Source organism: Thiobacillus sp. (assembly GCF_024708915.1).
Genome location: NZ_JANJXQ010000082.1, coordinates 1 through 18,917, shown reverse-complemented (window position 1 = coordinate 18,917; position 18,917 = coordinate 1). Strand labels below are relative to the sequence as shown.

The following is an 18,917-nucleotide window of genomic DNA, read 5'->3' as shown; positions in this document are numbered from 1 at the left end:
GTCGGGCGCGATGTGGCCGACGCAGGGTGCGGTGCAGCGCTTGATCTGATACAGCAGGCACGGCCGCGAGCGGTTGGCGAACACGCTGTCCTCGCAGGTGCGCAGCTGGAACACCTTCTGCAGCAGCTGGATGCTTTCGCGCACCGCATAGGCGTTTGGATACGGTCCGAACACCTGGTCGTTCTTCTTCGGCGTGCCGCGGAAATAGGCGAGGCGCGGAAAACGGTGCCCGGTCAGCAGCAGGTAGGGGTAGGACTTGTCGTCGCGGAACAGGATGTTGAAGCGCGGCTTCAGCTCCTTGATCAGGTTGTTTTCCAGCAGCAGCGCCTCGGCCTCGGTGCGCGTCACCGTGGTGTCGATATGGTCGACGCTTTTCAGCATCAGCCGGATGCGCGGGCTCTGGTCGGTTTTCTGGAAATAGCTGGAGACCCGCTTCCTCAGATCCTTCGCCTTGCCGACGTAAAGCACCGCGCCGGCCACATCGACCATGCGGTAGACGCCGGGCAGGGTGGGCAGCGAGGCGAGAAAGTCCTTGGTGATACTCACTTGCAAAACTTTTTTATCCGCGAAGTACGCGAAGAGGCGCGAAGTAAAATCGTTAAGTCTTTCTTCGTGTTCCTTCGCGTACTTCGCGGATAAAAATCATTCCTCATCCAGCAGTTTTCCAGCGATCGCCCAGTTCTCGTCCGGCAGTTCCTCGAACGCAATGGTGGTATACGACGCCGGTTTGCCGGCGTGGCGCTCCAGCGTGGCGGTGATTTCCTCGGCGACCTTCTGTTTCTGCGCGCGGGTGAGCGAACCGGCGAGCTTGATGGTGACGACGGGCATGGTCAGTCCTTGGCTTGAATTTTCTCGAACACCGCCGCGAACATCTCGGGGGTGAGGCGGCGCGTCTGGGTATTGTAGCGGGAGCAGTGGTAGCTGCTGACCAGCCGCCGGCCGTCGGGCAGGCGATAGTCGCTGGCGTGGGCGAAGGGGTAATCCTTGAGCTTGAGGCCCTGCGCGCGCAGCACCGCCTGATGCGCGATCTGCCCCAGCGCCAGGATGCCGGCGTGCCCGGGCAGAGCGGCCAGTTCGGTGGCGAGATAGCGGTTGCATTCGCGGATTTCGCCCGGTTCCGGCTTGTTGGCGGGCGGCAGGCATTTCACCGCGTTGGTGATGCGGCAGCCGATGAGCTGTAAGCCGTCGTCCGCCGACAGCGATTGCGGCGCACTGGCGTAGCCGAAGCGGTGCAGTGTCTCGTACAAGAGCACGCCGGCGTAGTCGCCGGTGAAGGGGCGCCCGCTGCGGTTGGCGCCGTGCATGCCGGGGGCGAGGCCGACGATCAGCAGGCCCGGCGCGGGGTCGCCGAAGGCAGGTACCGGACGGGCATGATAATCGGGGTGGCGTGCGCGCACCTCGTCGAGAAAGGCGGCGAGACGCGGGCAGGTGCGGCAATCCGGATCGAAGCTGGCAGGCATAAAACGTCCCACGCGGGGATTTCCTCTGCCGCGGGCCGAAGCCCGGGCAGTCGTATGTCCCGCTGGGGGACGTTGGGGGTATGGCGGACTGCGCTCAGCCTTCAATCGGGCCGGCAGCGGTTTGCATGTAGTTCTGTTCGCCCATGCGCTGGATGAGGTCGAGCTGGGTTTCCAGATAATCGATGTGTTCTTCGGTGTCTGCCTGGATGCCGACCAGGATTTCGCGCGAGACGTAATCCTTGACCGCTTCGCAATGCGCAATCGCTTCGATATACAGCACCCGGCCGGCGTTCTCGAGTTTGAGGTCGCATGCCAGGCACTCGGGCACGTTCTCGCCGATCATCAGCTTGTTGAGGTCCTGCAGATTGGGCAGCCCCTCCAGAAAGAGGATGCGCTCGATCAGCTTGTCGGCGTGCCGCATCTCCTCGATCGATTCCTCGTATTCGTGCTTGCCCAGTGCGGTCAGCCCCCAGTTCTTGTACATGCGCGCATGCAGAAAATACTGGTTGACGGCAGTGAGCTCCACCGTCAGGGTCTTGTTCAGATACTGGATGACTTTCTTGTCGCCTTTCATGGCGTTCTCCCGATGGTTGGAAATGTCTGCAAGCGGGCCGGCGGCAGGACGCATGCCCGGTCAAAGGGCAATACAGGTTCACCCGGCATTCTAGGTATACGGGCCTGCAAAGCAAGCGCCGTCGCGGCGATTCGGCGGCGCCCGGGGAAGGCGAATCGGGTATGGGAGCGAGGGGGTCAGGCTGCCGCGAGTGCGGCGCAGCCTGCTTCGCTGCGCGCCGCATGTACGGCGTCGCGCAGCACTTCCCTGGCGCAGCAGCCGCACTTGCCGCACTGGGTGGCGACACCCAGCTGCCTGCTCAATTCGCGCATCGAGCATACGCCCTCGGTACGCACAAGCCGGCGAATATCGGTGTCGGTGACGCTGTGGCAAAGGCAGACGTACATGGTGACTCTCCAGCTGTTGCATCGGTTGAATAGGATTTTATATAAATGAGAATAATTGTCAATAACAAAAAGAAAGCGCGGCGCTGCACTGGCAAAGGAAAGAGCGACAGCGTCGGCGCGTGGCCTCGCCATGCGTCGGCCGCAGGATACACATGGCCTCCGCCATGGCCGCGCCCGGCTACACCGTCGCCCACATCCGCATCAGGTTGTGGTAACAGCTGGTCAGCCGCACCGCGGTATCGGTCTCGCCCTGCTCGCCGCGCAGGGCGACGATGCTCATGTCCAGTTCGTACAGCAATTCGCGCTGTTGCGGCTCGCGCACCATGCTTTCCAGCCAGGAAAAGCACGCCAGCCGCGCGCCGCGCGTCACCGCCTCGACGCGGTGCACGCTGTACGACGGGTAGAGGATGAGGTGGCCCGCCGGCAGTTTGACCGCCCGCCCGCCCATGCCGTCCTCGATGATGAGTTCGCCGCCGTCGTAGTCGGCGGGATCATTGAGAAACAGCGTGAACGACAGGTCGGTGCGCACGTGCTGGGCGCTGGCCGGATGGGTGCGGATGGCGTTGTCGACGTGGTTGCCGAAGGAGTTGGCTTCGCCGCCGTAGCGGTTGAACAGCGGCGGATAGATGCGCTTGGGCAGGGCGGCGCTGAAGAATTTGGGATTCTTCGACAGCGCCTCCAACGCGACCGCACGCAGCTGTTGGGCGAGCGGACTGGCTTCCGGCAGTTGCAGGTTGTTTTTGACCGTGGCGGCCTGCGAACCGGCGGTGACGCGACCGTCGGTCCAGTCGGCCCGGTCGAGCAGCGCGCTGCAGCGGGCGAGGGCGGCGGCGTCGAGTACGTTGGGTATATGCAGCAGCATGGTCGGGTCTCCTGTCAGGGATAGGGCGCCGCGTGGGCAGCGCCCTATCCCTGCCAATGAATCGGCAGGGAAAGCAGGCTCAGAACTTCAGTTCGCCGGTGAGGATGAAGGCGCGGTTGGTGCCTGGAACGGTGAACGGGCCGTTGTCGTAGATCGCGTCGTAATAGACTTCGTCGAACACGTTCCTGACGTTCAGGCGAACGCCCCAGTCCTTCTGATCGTAGGCGACCATGGCATCCCAGCGGTCGTAGGACGGTGCGGTGTTGGGGTGGAAAGCGGTGCCGCCAGGCAGGGTGGGAATCGCGCCCGTGCCGCTCGGGTTGTAGCCGTAGCGGTCGCCCTTGACCTCGACGCCGCCGCCGATCTTCCAGCCGCCGCCCAGCTTGTAGGTACTCCACAAATTGAAGGTGTATTCGGGCGTATTGCGCGGCCGCTGGCCGATGTAGCCGAGGTTGCCCTTGGTGATGACCCCGGTCGTGGCATGGATGTTTTCGGCCGTGTCGAGGATCTCGGCATCCATCAGCGCAACCCCGGCAAACACCTCCCAGCTGGGCGTAATGCGGCCTGCCAGTTCGAATTCCAGTCCGTCGGTACGCCGTTTCCGGGTGAGAATCGAGGCCGTCGATTCGAGATCGGTGTTGCGCTCCCAGTGCTTGGTGGCGCGGTAGAGGGCGGTGCGGAACGCGAGATCACCGTCGAAGAACATCCATTTCGCTCCCAGCTCGACCACCTGGCTGGTTTCGGGCGGCTGCGGCGTGACGGTCAGCTGATACAGGTCGGCGGTGGGGCTGAACGAATCGCTGTAGCCGAGATAGTAGTGCGCGCTATCGTTGGGCTGCCATGACAGCGCCGCGCGGTAGCTCCACTCCCCATACTCCAGACTGGGCGAGGTGGCGCTGGAGTAATCGGCATTCAGCTCGTCGCGCCTGGCGCCCAGCGTGGCTTTCCAGAAAGGCATGAACTCGACCGTGTCCTGCACGTAGATCGCGTAGGAATCGCCGGTGAAATTGACCGCGCCCGTGGTGTTCTCGACGTAGGGCTGGAACAGCGGCGGATTGCCCACCGTCGTACCGCCGAGATTGCGAAGTCCGCTGCGATGGCTGTCCTCGTGCAGATACTCGATGCCGGCGACCAGTTCGTGTTTCATGTCGAGGGCGCGGAAACGGGTGTTGTAGTCGGATTGCACCGTGACGGTCTCGTAGTCCATCGAGCGCGTCGGGCCGGCATTGGTGCCGATCAGGCCGATCGCGTTCGGCGGCGTGGTGGCATTGGGTGTGCGGGCCCAGTAGCTGCGCTCGTAATCGCCGTAACGAACGGTGGTGCGCAGTTCGCTTGTCGGCGAGAAGCGGTGCGTCCACGTCGCGGTGCTGATGTTCACGTCGCTGTCGTCGAAGTTGGCGTCGATGCCCCAGAAGGTGTCCGGCGAGAAGTTGCTGTTCGGGCGGCGCGTGGCATTGTCGAACGAGAAGCCGTAGTCGGGGATGTCGCGGTTGCGGGTGAATTGATGCGACAGGATGAACGCGTTGTCGGTCTGCATCCCCAGCGCCAGGCTCACCGCCACGCCGCCGCGATCGACTTCCGGCTGGGCGCCGGTGACCGGGTTCTCGCGCCAGCTGTCTTCGTCGCGCTTCATCAGGTTGACCCGCACGGCGGCGTCCTGCCCGATGCGCTTGTTGAGATCGGCCGTGGCTTCGGTGTAGCCGTCGGTGCCGACGCTGCCGGTCAGCTTGTAGGCATCGGCGCGCTTCGGCGTCTTGCTGACCAGATTGATGACGCCGCCGGCCTGGCCGCGGCCGAACAGCATCGAGGCGGAGCCGCGCAGCACGTCGACCTGCTCCAGGTTGAAGGTTTCACGGTTGTACTGCGCGGTATCGCGGATGCCGTCGAGGTACATGTCGCCGAAGGTGTAGAAACCGCGCAGCATCATGTTGTCGCCCGCGCGGCCGCCTTCGGCGGCGTTGAAGGTCAGGCCGGACACATTGCGCAGCGCTTCGCGCAGGCTGCCGACCTGTTGCTCCTCCATCAGCTGGTTGGTGAGCGTGGTGATCGCTTGCGGGACGTCGTGCGGATCCTGCCTGGTTTTGCCGACGCGGGTCTCGGTCGCCTGGTAGCCGTTATTGACGGTCATGGGATCGGCGGTGTCCTCTACCTGCACCGTGGCCAGAGTGGTTTCGGCCGCTGCGGGGGGTTGCGCCAGCGCGGCGGCGGGGGCCAGCATCATGAAAGCCAGCGAGGCCGCCGCAGGGGCCGCGGCGGCCGGCTGGATGCGCGCCAGCAGCTGGCGAAGGGTGCCCGAAGGCGGGCGTGAACGTGCGTGCGACATGGATTTGCTCCTGATTGGAAAATAACGGGCTGGCGGAGCAAAACGCTTGGCTGGCTGGCGGTTGAGAAATTTTTGCTTGATTGAACGCATGTAATGGTCAGGTCGCGCTGCTGGTTGTGAAGCGACGAATGGCAATGCCTATCCCCAGCCTGCCGCGAGCGCCAGGCGGTAGGTGATGAACGAAGCCAGATACGCCAGGGCGAACAGATACCCGGCCATGATCAGCGGCATGGTCCAGCCGCCGGTTTCGCGCTTGACGGTGGCCAGCGTGGCGAGGCATTGCGGCGCGAAGACGAACCAGGCGAGCAGCGACAAGGCGGTGGCGAGACTCCACTGGCCCGCAATCAGCGTCGTGAGCGCGCCGGTTTCTTTACCGGTGGCGGAGAGCGCGTATACCGTACCGAGCGCACCGACCATGACTTCGCGCGCAGCCAGCCCTGGAATCAGTGAAACGCTGATCTGCCAGTTGAAGCCGATGGGCGCGAACACGGCTTCGAGCGCACGGCCGATGGTGCCGGCGAGGCTGTATTCGATGGCGGGGCCGGTCGCGCCGACGGGCGGCGCAGGGTAGCTCGACAGGAACCACAGCAGGATGGTGAGCGCCAGGATGATCCCGCCGACCCGGCGCAGAAAGATCTTGATCCGCTGCCACAGGCCGATTGCGACGTTGCGTACGCGCGGCAGATGGTAGGCGGGCAGCTCCATCATCAGCGGCGCTTTGAAACCGTGGCCGGTGAGATGCTTGGCGAGCCACGCGATGAGCATCGCGCCGGAGATGCCGGCGACGTAAAGGGCGAACAGCACCAGCCCCTGCAATTCGAAGCCGCCGACTTCGCGGCGCGGGATGAACGCGCCAATCAGGAGCGCGTAGACCGGCAGACGCGCCGAGCAGGTCATGAGCGGCGCGATCATGATGGTGACCAGGCGATCTCTGGGGTTCGAGATGGTGCGCGCAGCCATGATGCCGGGGATGGCGCAGGCGAAGCTGGAGAGCAACGGGATGAACGAGCGCCCCGACAAGCCGACGCCGCCCATGAGGCGGTCGAGCAGGAAGGCCGCGCGCGGCAGATAGCCCGACTCCTCCAATACCAATATGAAGAAGAACAGGATGACGATCTGCGGCAGAAAGACGACGACGCCGCCCGCGCCGGCGATGACGCCGTCGACGACGAGGCTCTTGAACCAGCCGTCCGCCAACAGCCTGCCGATGCCCTCAGCGGCCCATCCGGTCGCCGCTTCGATCCAGCCCATCGGCGCTTCGGCCCAGGAAAACACGGCCTGGAACACGAAGAAAAGCACGACGGCGAGTAGCGGCAGGCCAAGCAGCGGGTTCAACACGACGCGGTCGATGCGGTCGGACGGCAGGTGCGGTGCGGCACGGTCCAGGCCCAGCTCGGCGAGAAGGCGTGCGACGACGGCATGGTCGGCTTCGACCGCGGCGTCCGCCGATACGGGCGCGGCGGGGCGCTGCCACAGGGCGGCGGCGTCGAGCTGGCACACGAGGGCGTCGGCGCCGCCGCCTTCGACGGCGACGGTTTCGACCACCGGCACGCCGAGCGCGTCGGCGAGCCGCGCAGCGTCGATGGTGAGGCCGCGCTGCCTGGCCAGATCGAGCATGTTCAACGCGACAAGCATCGGCAGGCCGGTGCGCTTGACCGCGAGCGCGAGGCGCAAGGTCCGGCGCAGGTTGGTCGCGTCGACGACGACGACGGCGAGATCGGGACGTTTTTCGCCCTTCGCGCGGCCTGCGAGCACGTCGGCGGTCACGCGTTCATCGGGCGAACGCGGGTGCAGGCTGTACGTGCCGGGCAGGTCGAGCAGGCGCAGCATCTTGCCGGAGGGCAGGGCGAAGCGGCCTTCCTTGCGTTCGACCGTCACTCCGGCGTAGTTGGCGACCTTTTGCCGGCTGCCGGTCAAGCGGTTGAACAGCGCGGTCTTGCCGCAGTTGGGGTTGCCGACGAGCGCAACGAGCGGCCCGGCGGGGTGCAGATGGACGACGGCGGTGTGCATGGTCAGCCGCCCTCGATTTCGACGCACGCGGCCTCGGCGCAGCGCAACGCGAAGGTCGAGCCGCCAACGCGCACGACCAGCGGATCGCCACCCGGCGCGCGCGCCATCAGCATCGCCTGTTCACCGGGCAGGAAGCCGATTTCTTCGAGCCAGGTTCGCCACTCGGGCGAGGCTTGCGGAGCGTCGACGCGGGCAACACGGCAGGGTGCGAGGAGGGCGGCTTGGTTCAGGGTTGGCATGGCGAGAGGAAAAAGAACGGGCGGGACTCAGCGATCCGTCCGCTTGCGCAGCAGCTTGCTGTGGTCGAACGCGCGCATGATGGGAAGCCGGAGTCCGCGCAGTTGTAGCTCGTCCTCCGGGTGTTGCCGGGTTTCTTGACGCGCGCGGTCTGCGCGCCGGCCGACAGGGCAGCCGCCCGGTTCGCCTCGGTGGGCTGTGGGCGGATTGCCGCCAGCGCGCCGGAGGTCGATAGGTTGTCAATGGTGACGATCACGTTTTCCCCGGAAGTCGTGACGCAGGGTCAGAAGGTGTATTTCGCACCGACCTCGAATGCCCGTTCCGGGCCGGCATAGATGCCTTGGCGCAGACTGGCGATGTAGCGCTCGTCGGTCAGGTTTTTGATCGCGCCAAAGAGCTTGAGCTGCTTGTTGACGTCGTAGCTGCCGGTGAGATCGACGGTGGTGTAGCTCGGAATCAGGCCCGACCAGATGGCGTTTCCGCTGCCGGCAATCGGCGTGGTGTTGTCGCCGGAACCGAATTGCTCGTCGACGTAATTCCACGATAGTGCGGCGTTGACCGGGCCCGATGCGTAGCCGAGGCTCAGGTTCGCCAGGAATTCCGGCGAGTAAGGCAGGCGGTTGCCGTCGTTGATGCCGCCGCCGCGATTTTCGCGGTATTCCGAAACCGGAATCCAGGTCAGGTTGCCGTCCACGCTGAAGCCGTTGTTCCAGCGGTAACCCAGTGCGCCTTCCAGGCCGCGATGCAGGGTGCTGCCGGCGTTCGCATTCGCCAGACCGCCGGAGATGGCCGGGGTGATCTGGTTGTCGAAATCCATCTGGAACGCGGTGAATTCGTAACGCAGCGCGCCGCTCTGGCCGCGCACGCCGAATTCGACGTTGATGGAATGTTCGGCATCGAGTTGCTGATCGAGACCCGTCACGATCGACTGCGAGTTGAGCGGCGGCGAGAACGCTTTGTAGACGCTGCCGTAAAGCTGGGCAGCGGGGTTCAGCTTGTAGGTCGCGCCGATCCCGGGCAGGTATTCGGTGTTCGAACTGTCGCCGTTGTTGGCATTGTTCTTGAGGTCTTCATGCTCTTGCTTGTAGCTTTCAATCCGCAGGCCGGGGGTGATCGAGAGCCTGTCGGTCACATCGAAGCGATTCTGTGCGAACAGGGCGTAGCTGGTGGCGGAATCGACACGGTCGGAGCTGATCGTGCCGGTACGCGGGTTGGCGCGGGTCGCGGCGATACCCTGATCGACCATCTCTTCCTGCATCACGCGCACACCGATTTCGGCCTCGCCGGCCACACCGAATAGCTGGTTGGCGACAGTGAGGCGGGAATCCAGACCGATGCGGTCGAAGGCGCGGTTGTTGCCGTTGACAGCGTTGGTGTAAACCCAGCTTCCGGCGGCTGTCGAGGCAGCGTTGTCGATAGCGAAACGCCAGTAGTCACGGACCATCTCGCTCCAGTAGACCACGCTGTTGAGGCTCATGCCGGGACGGATTTCCCACATATGGTTGAGGTCGAGCGATTTGCGTTCGGTCAGGAAGTAGTCATCCGGCGCGGGGTTGTACTCGGCTCCGGCGTTGTATTCGCCAAGGAACAGGCCACGATAGGAAATATTGGCGTCGTTTTCGTAATACGTGAATTTCGCGCCCAGCCACTGGTTGTCGCCCAGCGCCATGCCGGCCTTGAGCATGAAGTCCTGCATATCGAACGCTTTGTCCTGGAAGCCGTCGCTCGACGCGCGGGTGTAGAACAAACCGGCCCTGGCTTCTCCCGAAGGGGTCGAGCCGCCTGCTTCGATGGTGGCTTCGCGATAGTTGTGCGTGCCGGCGCGGCCCGAGACGGCGAAGCCGTCGATGGGATCCTTGGTCTTGTAGTTGACGACGCCGCCGATGGTGTTGGGGCCGTAGCGCAGCGCAGCGGCGCCCTTCAGTACTTCGATTTCGTCCATGCGCTGGATGCGCGGATTGTAGTAGCGGCCGTTACCAACGAACAGGCCGGGAGCGACGGGCACGCCATCTTCGAGGATCAGCGACTTGTAGTCTGCCGCGTTCAGGCCGCGAATGCCGATATTGGCGACAATACCCGTTTCTTCTTCGCCCTTGATGTGTACACCGGGAACCTTGCGCAGGGCGTCCTCGGTGGAGAGCGGCTGGATACGTTCGAGTTGCGCTTTGTCGACGATCGAGACAGAACCCGGCTGTTTGGCAATGGCTTCTTCGCCGCCCGAGATGACGTCGATGCGCGGCAGTTCGGCTTGGGCAGCAATCCCCTGGGCTGGGAAATTGAGGGCGAAGGCGGCGGCCACGGCCAGCCGGGATGGGGTGAGTGCACGGGCCGTGCCCTGCTGCCTGAAAGTACGGGTGATACGGTTCATTGCTTGCTCCCTTGCGTCAGATATGTCTGGCTGGCTTGACGCAAGGCATGCGGTTGGCTGGCTGGGGTTGAAAACGGACGACTGCGTCCTGTAGTGAAACCTTATTGAGTGTGGGGGTCGGTCACGAATCCCAGCTTGACGAGACCGGCACGCGCGGCGTCGGCCATGATCTGCGCGACATGGCGATAGGCGAGGTCACCGTCGGCGCGCAGATGGATTTCCGGCTGCGGGGTCTGCTGCGCGGCGGCGGCCATGCGGGTTTGCCACGCCGCGGCGTCGACCGCCTCGGCATTCCAGAACACCGTGCCGTTGGCCTTGATCGAGAGATTGATCGTTTCGGGCTTCACCTCGTTCGGCTGGCTCGACGCCTGCGGCAGGTCGACCTTGACCGCATGCGTCATCAGCGGCGCGGTGATGATGAAGATGACCAGCAGCACCAGCATCACGTCGATCAGCGGAATCATGTTGATCTCCGCGTTGTCGCCGTCGCCGCTGTCGTTCGCGAGTCCGCCGAAGGCCATCACGCGCCCCTTGCCGCGGGTGCGCTGTAGATGCGCACTGCGCCGTTGTCGACGCGGGTGTTGTTGCGCACGCCGGTGGACATGAAGGCGAACAGGTCGTGTGCGAAGCCGTCGACATCGGACAGCATGCTGCGCTTGGCGCGGTTGAAAAAGTTGTAGGCAAGCACCGCGGGGATCGCGACGGCCAGGCCCAGTGCGGTCATGATCAGCGCCTCGCCGACCGGGCCGGCGACCTGGTCGAGGCTGCCCGAGCCGCTCATGCCGATGTTGACCAGCGCGTGATAAATGCCCCATACCGTGCCGAACAGGCCGACGAAGGGCGCCGACGACGCGATCGACGCCAGCATGGTGTGACCGTATTCCAGGCGCGCGGTGTCCTGGTTGATCGCCCGCCGCAACGCGCGGGTGAGGAATTCGTCTTCCGAACCCGACTCGACCAGGCGCTGGCCGGTCTTGTTGCGGAACTGCTCGGCGGCCTTGAGACCGTGGTGGGTGAGATGCGAGAACGGGTCGTTGATGCCGTGGCCCTGCAGGTATTCGGCCACCGAGGCCAGGCCGGGCGCATCCCAGAAGCGCGCCAGGAAAGCCTGCGCGTGCTTCTTCATGCGCCAGTTGGCAATGCTCTTGCTGGCGATGAGATACCAGGTGATGACCGACATCGCGAGCAGCACGACGAGCAGAAAATGCGCGAGGCCGTCGGCCTGTGCGAGGAAATGGGCGAAGCCCAGCTGGGTTGGATGTGTTGCGGTTTCCATGACTTAGCTCCTGAGAGTGAATTGGATCGGCACGATGACCCAGGCGGCCACCGGCTTGCCGCCCTGGCGGGCGGGCTCGAATTTCCAGCTGGACTGAACCGTCTCCATGGCGGAGCGGTCGAGGCGCGGATAGCCGCTGCTTTGCGCCAGCTCCAGGCGCGCGACACTGCCGTCCGGGTTGACCAGAATGTTGAGGCGCACCGTGCCGGCCTCGCCCAGACGCCGCGACAGCGGCGGATAGTGCGGCTTGGGATTGGCCAGGTAATCCGCCTGGCGTGGCGGCGTGGGCGGCGCCGGCGCAGGTTTGCTGGCTTCGGCCGCCACCGGCACCGGTACTGTTTCGGGCGCCGACACCGGCTCAGGTACGGGCGCCGGTTTGGCTACGGGAGCCGGCACGGGCACTTCTTCGAACGCCGGCTGCGGCGCAGGGGTAGGCGTCGGTTTGGCCGCCAGTATCGGCGGCGGCAGCGGCTTGACTACCGGTTCAGGCAGCTGTGGTTTGGGCGCCGGTCTGGGCTGCGGCCGCGGCTTGGGTTGCGGCGCCGGCTGTGGTTTTGCGGCTTCGGGTGTGATCAGGCTGATCGTCAGCGGCCGCGGCGGCGCAATGGGTTGCGGTGTGTCGGCGGCGAACAGCAGCAGGCCGAGCAAACCGGCGTGAGCGAGGCTTACCGTGAGAAGCGGGAGGGGTGAAATGCGCGTGCGCTGGAATGTCGAGCGGGCGCTGCGTGCCGTTGCCGTGTCGCGATCGTTTTTGTATTCCGGCGAAACAGTAAGCGTGGCGGTCATCCCGGGCATACCTGGTTCAATTGCAAATGATGCCGGCCGGGGCCGCAGTCCGAGGCTGGCGGCGATCCTGCCTGGCAGGGCTGTAGGGAATTCCATTTTCAGGCAGCAGAAAAGGGTGTGCGTGCTACTTCGTCAGAATCAGTTTTCCGTTCTTGGTTATGCGCAGGCGGTAGTGTTCGCCTTGGTGGCTAATCAGGATTTCCTGATGGCCCTGGAATAAAAGACTCGTTGGGATAATGTCCGACGGAAAAACCCGTTGCCTGGGCTCGACCGGTAAACGGCTGGATGAAGAAGGGTGCGTTCGCATGGTGTCGGCGTCTGCTTCGAGTTGATCGGGGTTCATTCGACACGTTTGTTACTGTTTTAAGTGTTACGAATAATAACGATTCTCATTTGTATGTCAAGCGCCAACGTACGACTTTTTGCAGAAAAGGTATTCAGGGGTGGGGGGGGTGATAGGGTGCGCGCACCAGCGGCGCCGCTGCCGGCACTTCGGGCTGCAGGGTGACATGGCGGATGCCGTGCTGCGTGTCCATGGTTTGGCGTGCGGCAGCGAGGATGGCCGGCCAGTCGGCCAGGGTACGGATTTCCAGGTGGGCGGACAAGGCGATGGTGCCGGACGACAGGGTCCATACATGCAGGTCGTGTACCCGCAACACGCCTTCGAGCGCGGCCAGGTCGTGGCCGACGGCATCGAGACGGACATGCAGGGGCACCCCCTCCATCAGCACATGCACGACTTCGCGCAGCAATCGCAACGCCGAGACCAGGATCAGCGCCGCCACCAACAGCGACAGCAGCGGGTCGATCGGCGTCCAGCCGGTGGCGACGATGACGATGCCGGCGGTGATCGCCGCCACCGAGCCGAGTGCATCGCCCAGAACATGCAGCAGCGCGGCACGGCTGTTCAAGGTGTGCTCGCCGCGCGAGAGCACCCAGGCGACGACGAGATTGATCGCGAGGCCGATGGCGGCGACGCCGATAACAGCGTTGCCGGCAATCTCACGCGGGGCGGCGCCGAGGCGATCGATGGCCTCGTGCACGATGTAGCCGATCAGGACCAGCATCACCAGGCTGTTGAGCAGCGCGGCCAGCACTTCGGCGCGCACCAGCCCGTAGGAATGGCGCGCGCTGGGCGGGCGGCGCGCCAGCCAGGCGGCGCCGGCGGCCAGCCCCAGCGCGGAGGAATCGGTGAGCATGTGCGCCGCATCGGACAGTAGCGCGAGCGAACCCGACCACCAGCCGGCTACCGCCTCGATCGCGGCGAACGACAGCGTCAGCAGCAGGGCAACGGCCAGCTTGCCATTGCCGTCGGGGACCGCTGCGTGTACGTGGTGTCCGCCCTCGCCGTGCGGGTGATCGTGCTTATGCACGTCCACAGTAATCCGTTGGATCGACGTGCAGGTTGAGGTCGGCGGAATCCTGCCCCAGTCCGGCGATGTGGTGCAGCGCATCGACGTAGCGCGCCGATTCCCGCAGTGCGGTCATCGTCGGCGGATGCGGATGGCCGTGCATGCGCGCCAGCCGCGCGCGCGCGGGAGCGGGCCAGTCCACCTGCAGTTTGGCCAGCACTTCGTCGGCCAGATCGGGGCGGTTGCATACCAGCGCCATGTCGCAGCCGGCATCGAGCGCAGCCGCCACGCGTTCGACCACGCCGCCTGCCACCGCGGCACCCTCCATGCAGAGGTCGTCGCTGAAAATCGTGCCGTCGAATCCCAGTTGCTGGCGCAGCAGCTGGTGCAGCCAGATGCGCGAAAATCCGGCGGGCCGGTCGTCGACCTGGGGGTAGACGACATGTGCGGGCATGATCGCCGCGAGCCCCGCTTCGATCATCAGCCGGAAGGGGACGAGGTCGGCGACGGCGATAGCGGCCAGGCTACGCTCGTCCACCGGGATGGCGACATGCGAATCCGCCGCCACGAAGCCGTGACCGGGAAAGTGCTTGCCGCAGGCGGCCATGCCGGCGTCCTTCATGCCCAGCATCACCGCCTGCCCCAGTTCGAACACCGCGTGCGGGTTGCCGTGAAAGGCGCGGTCGCCGATTACGCTGGAGGCGCCGTAATCCAGATCGAGCACCGGCGCAAAGCTGAAATCGACGCCGTGCGCGCGCAGTTCGCTCGCCAGCACGTAGCCGGTTTCGCGCGCCAGTTCGCGCGCACGCTGCGGATGCGTATTCCAGATTTCGCCGAAGCTGCGCATTGGCGGCAGGCGGGTGAAGCCCTCGCGGAAGCGCTGTACCCGGCCGCCTTCGTGGTCGACGCCGATCAGCAGCGGCGCCGGTTTGAGCGCGCGGATCTCGGCCGTCAGCGCGGCCAGCTGCGCCGGGTCGCGGTAGTTGCGGGAAAACAGGATCACCCCGCCGACGAGCGGGTGACTCAGGCGGCGGCGGTCGTCGGTGGTCAATTCGGTGCCCGCCACGTCGAGCATCAAGGGGCCAAGCGTCATGCGCGCTCCTGTGGGTTGGGGTGAGGGCCGGTTTGTTCCAGCACGACGAAGGCCAGCACGAAGTCGCCTTCGTCCGACAGCGAAACATGATGCGCCGTAACGCCGCGCGTGGCCAGCCAGGCGGCAAGTCGGGGCGCGCATTCGATATGCGGCTTGCCTTGCGCGTCGCGCAGCACGGCGACGTTGCGCAAGCTCACCGGCGCGCGCAGCCCGGTTCCTGCCGCCTTGGCAAACGCTTCCTTGGCCGCGAAGCATTTGGCCAGAAAGCGCGCCGGGTCAGGGCTGGCGTAATACCCGGCGTGCTCGGCCGGGGCGAGAATGCGGTCTGCATAATGCTCGCCGAAGCGGGCGAGGCCGCTGCGGATGCGTTCGGCGTCGAGCAGATCGGTGCCGATGCCGTGGATCATGGCGACACCTTTACCGGCAGGCCGGCCGCACGGATTTTTTCGGCAAACGCTTCGAGCCACGCGGCGGGCAGCGCGGACAGGCGGCCGGCCTGCGGCTGCATCGATGGCCGCGCGAGGCCATACAGCAGCACGCCTTGCAGCGGAATCTGCTGCATCCGGATGCGTTCGACCGCAGACAGATAGGCCGCCTGTTCCGCGTCGGAAGGCGGCGCGCCATCGAGCGCGAACATGCAGGTTTGCAGCCAGGTCGGGCACAGATGGGAGGCCACGGCAAGCCGCTCCAACTGCCTGTCGGGCGACGTCCGTGTCTGGTTGATGCTGCGCATGCCGCTTGCGGTTGCGCGGTCGAACTTGAACCAGACTTCGCCATTCAAGGCCGCCATTTTTTCCAGGCCGCCCTGCACGCGCGGGCGGTCCGCGAGGCTGCCGTTGGTGATCAGCACCAGCTTGATCTTGCCGGCCAGATCGAAATCCGCCATCACCCGGCCGATCAGTTCGACGACTTGCGGAAAGGCTCTGGCGCTGGTCGGCTCGCCGTTGCCGGACAGCGCGATGTCGTTGAGCCGCCGTGCCTCCTCGGGAACGCGCGCTTGCATGAAATCGCCGTGGAGGATGGCGGTCAGCATCGCGCGCAGTTCGGTCTCCAGCTGCGCCAGGTTGATTTCGGGCGCTGTGCCGCGCGCCAGGTCCGGCACCTGGCAATACACGCACGCCCAGTTGCACGCGTTATTTGGGTTGAGATTGATTCCGACCGACACTCCGCCGGCGCGGCGCGACACGACGGGATAGACATAGGTCATCCCCGCGCTGTCGCGGTCGTGGTTGCGGGGCGTGAGGGGCAAGGTATGTGCCATCCGTGGATTCTCGCATCAGTTGGGGCGGCACAACAAAAACGCCCTGCTGGGGTGTCCCGGTCATTCGGCTGGCGGAGGCGGTGAGATTCGAACTCACGGATGGCTTGCACCATCGCCGGTTTTCAAGACCGGTGCCTTAAACCGCTCGGCCACACCTCCACGGCGCGCATTGTAGCGGGTTCGTTCTGGTTTGTGCGGGGCGCCGGCAACGACTGCGTTCACGTGTCCGGATTGACGCGGCTTCATCAACAGGTGTCGGTTTTTCGTTAATCCGTCTGGCTCGGTGTGCAGGAAATTCCGCCGAATCCGAACAAAACCAATGCGTTGACGTGGGTACCCTTCGACCCTGCGTTTGGCATAAATGGTGCTGGTAACAGGCATTTGTTACAAATCGACGCCAGCCATGAGTGATTTATTTGAAATGTTGAGCGCGATTACCCGCCGCAGAAAAGCTGAAGCGAGATCACCGTTCGCCTCTGTGAAGGCGATTGAAAAATGGCTGAAAAGCCTGCATGCGAATTCGGATTACGATGCGCATCATGCGCTGGTCGAAGGGCTGGAACGCTTCAATGCGGAGAATGAGACGGCCACGCTCAGCCGCATGCAGTTACTGATGAAGCTGGAAGAGGCGGGGTTGCCCCTGCAGTTGCGCATCGTCGAGCAGTATGTGCGTAATCAGGCTGCGTTTCGCCTGGCACGCGAGGCGCTGTGGCGCGAGTCATGGATGTTCTGGTCGCTGCTGGCGGAGGCCTGGCTCGGCATGCTGAAACAGGCTTACCGGGGTCAGGCCAGTGCGGAACTCAAACCGTTTGCCGCCGCGATTGCCACCCGCGCGCTGCGTTATGCCGGCCTGGTCATGCGCTGGGATTATCATCAGGCGCGCAATCCGCCCGCGTCGGCCTGGCGGCGGGTGCACAAGCTTTACCGCCTGGTCGAGCGCGACGGTTTCGCCATGCAGGAAGTGCAGATCAACGCGCGCACCACGCATTGCGCACGCGAATACACGCTGGTGGTGTTGATGGGCCTGGTGCATCCGCTGGGCTACCGGGCGCAGGAAATCGAATCGATTGCACAGATTATCGAGGGCTACGAGCCGCTGCCCCTGCCAGCGGCCGTGCCGCAGCGCGAACTGCATACGCATATGGTGGACCTTTCGCTGAGCGAAGGCGCCTGCATGCTGGACAGCGAATGGGTACAGGGCCGCCGGCTGCGTTATTTTGCGCTGCGGCCGCTGGTCGATCACCTGAAATCGCTGGATCAAACCCCGGCGGCGGAGGCGGATAACGGGCTTACCCGCCAAGTGGCAAGCCTGATCGAACGCGGCGGAATTCGCCGTAACCGTCAGCGTACGCATCGTTTCGGCCGGGTCTGGGTGGCCGCAGGCATGGATAACATTCTGGCGGCACTGGCCCAGCCCGAAACCGCCAAGGGACGCCCGGCCCTGGAGCCCTGGATGCTGCGCGACGAGAGCACGGAGGGCATGGGCTTTGCGCTGTCCGAAGAGCCGGCGCTGCCGCATGGCCACCTGGTGGCAGTGAGCTGGGATCCATCGGAAAACGTCTGGCAATTGCTGGCAATACGCTGGAATCGCCAGGAGGACGGCCGGCATCTGGTGGGTACGCAACGCCTGTCGCGCCATCCCAAGCGGGTGGAAATCTATTTCGAAACGGATGTGCCGGGCGTGACGGGCGAAAAGACCTGGGCGGTCTTTCTGCCGATGACCCACCCTGAGCAGGGTGTCAGCAATCTGCTGCTTCCCCGGACCCATTACCGCCTGGGTGCGCCGCTGATGCTGCGCGACGGCGATACGGTATACCGTCTGCGGCTGGGCGAAGTGCAGGAAAGCCACGAAGACTGGCTGCGCGTGGGGATGGACGTGGTGGGGCGGGAGCAGTTCGCCGCCGCCGCCTGAGCCTGGACCTCAGCGCGTGCGGATGTCGCCGAAATGAAAGTCGAATGAGCCGGCGCGGCGGTCGCTGAAATACTGTTCCAGTGTGGCACGCACGGTGCGGAAGGCAATTTTGTCCCAGGGAATGTCGGCTTCGGCGAACAATCGGGTTTCGAGCGATTCGATCCCGGGCTGAAAGTCCAGATCCAGCAGCCGGGCGCGGAACAGGAAATGAACCTGATTGGCGTGCGGCACGTTGTACAGGGTGTACAGCCCGCCGATTTCGATGCGTGCCCTGGCTTCCTCCCAGGTTTCGCGCGCGGCGCCCTCGAGTGTGGTCTCGCCGTTTTCCATGAAGCCGGCCGGCAGCGTCCACAGGCCGTACCGGGGTTCGATGGCGCGGCGGCACAGCAATACCTTGTCTTCCCACTCGGGAATGCAGCCGACCACCATCTTGGGATTCTGGTAATGGATGGTGCCGCATTCGGGGCACACGTAGCGCGGCAGGTGGTCGCCGGTCGGCACGCACAGCATTACTGCGCTGCCGCATTCACTGCAAAAATTCATGCTGCATCCAACAATGGGTCGAGTTGCGTTCCACGGTAACAAAATCCCCCCACCTCAAGCAAGGGAGAAGCGGGTGCGTGGTTGTTGACACTTTATTGATTCGGCCAGATGAAGTTTGAAGCGGGATCAAGGTTCGGTCTGCCCGGGCTGTGCGTGGCAGCGCGGGAGGCCGAATCAATAAGCATTGAAAACAGCGTTCTATTGAGACGGGCCAACGAACCGGTCAAAGCATGATTCCGTGAGAAATACAATGCGGGTTCAAACATCATCGGACCGTGTCAATAGTGGCTTTACAACCACGGCCTACCCTTTACGGGTGGAATGCGAGTCCGCGAGCGATTATCATTTAGGGCCACTTACGTTGTTCTGATCGACCATGCGCCCTTCCCACATCGAAACCATCCTCGACCGCGAATTCGACAGCGCCGCCGACGGCCACCATACCCCGGTGATGCTGTGGGGGCCGCCGGGCGT

Annotated in this window: 21 protein-coding genes and 1 tRNA gene; 2 read left to right on the top strand and 20 right to left on the bottom strand. The window is 64.4% G+C overall.

The genetic code is table 11. From position 1 onward, the window contains the following. The 13 genes from Q0L94_RS06435 to Q0L94_RS06375 form a co-directional block, all read right to left on the bottom strand. The coding region (locus Q0L94_RS06435) for a GIY-YIG nuclease family protein (RefSeq protein ID WP_366799283.1) at positions 1–489 on the bottom strand (489 nt) is incomplete at its 3' end. Between the two features lie 153 nt (positions 490–642). Beyond that, positions 643–828 (bottom strand): 4-oxalocrotonate tautomerase family protein, encoded by a 186-nt coding sequence (locus tag Q0L94_RS06430; protein ID WP_018077588.1) that lies wholly within the window; start codon positions 826–828, stop codon positions 643–645. Positions 829–830: 2 nt separating this feature from the next. Further along, positions 831–1,460, bottom strand: coding sequence for a uracil-DNA glycosylase (locus Q0L94_RS06425; RefSeq protein WP_296751432.1), 630 nt, complete (start codon positions 1,458–1,460; stop codon positions 831–833). A 94-nt stretch (positions 1,461–1,554) separates the two neighbouring features. Continuing rightward, entirely contained in the window at positions 1,555–2,034 is a 480-nt protein-coding gene (gene bfr, locus Q0L94_RS06420) for a bacterioferritin (RefSeq protein WP_296751419.1), read from the bottom strand. Between the two features lie 176 nt (positions 2,035–2,210). Then, on the bottom strand, positions 2,211–2,420 hold the full coding sequence (locus Q0L94_RS06415; protein WP_296751417.1) for a bacterioferritin-associated ferredoxin: 210 nt from the start codon (positions 2,418–2,420) through the stop codon (positions 2,211–2,213). 178 nt (positions 2,421–2,598) lie between these two features. After that, positions 2,599–3,282 carry a Fe2+-dependent dioxygenase gene (locus tag Q0L94_RS06410; protein ID WP_296751414.1) on the bottom strand — a complete coding sequence of 228 codons (684 nt, stop codon included), beginning with the start codon at positions 3,280–3,282 and terminating at the stop codon, positions 2,599–2,601. A 79-nt stretch (positions 3,283–3,361) separates the two neighbouring features. Next, a complete protein-coding gene (locus Q0L94_RS06405) occupies positions 3,362–5,605 on the bottom strand; it encodes a TonB-dependent siderophore receptor (protein WP_296751411.1) in 2,244 nt (747 codons plus the stop codon). A 138-nt stretch (positions 5,606–5,743) separates the two neighbouring features. Further along, positions 5,744–7,615 carry a ferrous iron transporter B gene (locus Q0L94_RS06400; RefSeq protein WP_296751408.1) on the bottom strand — a complete coding sequence of 624 codons (1,872 nt, stop codon included), beginning with the start codon at positions 7,613–7,615 and terminating at the stop codon, positions 5,744–5,746. A 2-nt stretch (positions 7,616–7,617) separates the two neighbouring features. Further along, on the bottom strand, positions 7,618–7,854 hold the full coding sequence (locus Q0L94_RS06395; RefSeq protein ID WP_296751405.1) for a FeoA family protein: 237 nt from the start codon (positions 7,852–7,854) through the stop codon (positions 7,618–7,620). Between the two features lie 281 nt (positions 7,855–8,135). After that, positions 8,136–10,220, bottom strand: a complete 2,085-nt coding sequence (locus tag Q0L94_RS06390) for a TonB-dependent siderophore receptor (protein WP_296751402.1) — start codon at positions 10,218–10,220, stop codon at positions 8,136–8,138. Between the two features lie 101 nt (positions 10,221–10,321). Further along, positions 10,322–10,741 carry a biopolymer transporter ExbD gene (locus Q0L94_RS06385; RefSeq protein WP_296751399.1) on the bottom strand — a complete coding sequence of 140 codons (420 nt, stop codon included), beginning with the start codon at positions 10,739–10,741 and terminating at the stop codon, positions 10,322–10,324. Beyond that, complete coding sequence (locus Q0L94_RS06380) at positions 10,741–11,496, bottom strand: MotA/TolQ/ExbB proton channel family protein (protein ID WP_296751397.1); 756 nt, start codon at positions 11,494–11,496, stop codon at positions 10,741–10,743. Before Q0L94_RS06380 ends, Q0L94_RS06385 begins: the two co-directional genes overlap by 1 nt. Positions 11,497–11,499: 3 nt before the next feature. After that, on the bottom strand, positions 11,500–12,144 hold the full coding sequence (locus Q0L94_RS06375) for an energy transducer TonB (protein ID WP_296751429.1): 645 nt from the start codon (positions 12,142–12,144) through the stop codon (positions 11,500–11,502). A 43-nt stretch (positions 12,145–12,187) separates the two neighbouring features. Between Q0L94_RS06375 and Q0L94_RS17900 the strand changes: the two genes are divergently transcribed. Continuing rightward, positions 12,188–12,502 (top strand): hypothetical protein, encoded by a 315-nt coding sequence (locus tag Q0L94_RS17900; protein ID WP_366799284.1) that lies wholly within the window; start codon positions 12,188–12,190, stop codon positions 12,500–12,502. On the opposite strand, the gene Q0L94_RS06370 is transcribed toward Q0L94_RS17900, so the two are convergent. The 6 genes from Q0L94_RS06370 to Q0L94_RS06345 all read right to left on the bottom strand — a co-directional run bounded on the left by Q0L94_RS06370 (position 12,407) and on the right by Q0L94_RS06345 (position 16,147). Next, positions 12,407–12,625 carry a hemin uptake protein HemP gene (locus Q0L94_RS06370; protein WP_366799279.1) on the bottom strand — a complete coding sequence of 73 codons (219 nt, stop codon included), beginning with the start codon at positions 12,623–12,625 and terminating at the stop codon, positions 12,407–12,409. The genes Q0L94_RS17900 and Q0L94_RS06370 overlap by 96 nt on opposite strands. A gap of 94 nt (positions 12,626–12,719) precedes the next feature. Further along, on the bottom strand, positions 12,720–13,655 hold the full coding sequence (locus Q0L94_RS06365; RefSeq protein ID WP_296751394.1) for a cation diffusion facilitator family transporter: 936 nt from the start codon (positions 13,653–13,655) through the stop codon (positions 12,720–12,722). Beyond that, entirely contained in the window at positions 13,648–14,727 is a 1,080-nt protein-coding gene (gene nagZ, locus Q0L94_RS06360) for a beta-N-acetylhexosaminidase (protein ID WP_296751391.1), read from the bottom strand. Before nagZ ends, Q0L94_RS06365 begins: the two co-directional genes overlap by 8 nt. Continuing rightward, the gene (acpS, locus tag Q0L94_RS06355) at positions 14,724–15,134 is read right to left on the bottom strand and encodes a holo-ACP synthase (RefSeq protein ID WP_296751388.1); all 411 of its coding nucleotides are present in this window, start codon (positions 15,132–15,134) and stop codon (positions 14,724–14,726) included. The genes nagZ and acpS overlap by 4 nt, the downstream gene beginning before the upstream one ends. Then, positions 15,131–15,988 carry a radical SAM protein gene (locus Q0L94_RS06350; RefSeq protein ID WP_296751386.1) on the bottom strand — a complete coding sequence of 286 codons (858 nt, stop codon included), beginning with the start codon at positions 15,986–15,988 and terminating at the stop codon, positions 15,131–15,133. Before Q0L94_RS06350 ends, acpS begins: the two co-directional genes overlap by 4 nt. Before the next feature lie 69 nt (positions 15,989–16,057). Continuing rightward, positions 16,058–16,147: transfer RNA gene (locus Q0L94_RS06345), tRNA-Ser, on the bottom strand. 319 nt (positions 16,148–16,466) lie between these two features. Between Q0L94_RS06345 and Q0L94_RS06340 the strand changes: the two genes are divergently transcribed. After that, positions 16,467–17,900, top strand: coding sequence for a hypothetical protein (locus tag Q0L94_RS06340; RefSeq protein WP_296751384.1), 1,434 nt, complete (start codon positions 16,467–16,469; stop codon positions 17,898–17,900). A 9-nt stretch (positions 17,901–17,909) separates the two neighbouring features. On the opposite strand, the gene Q0L94_RS06335 is transcribed toward Q0L94_RS06340, so the two are convergent. Beyond that, a complete protein-coding gene (locus Q0L94_RS06335; RefSeq protein ID WP_296751382.1) occupies positions 17,910–18,443 on the bottom strand; it encodes an NUDIX hydrolase in 534 nt (177 codons plus the stop codon). Positions 18,444–18,917 lie beyond the last annotated feature (474 nt).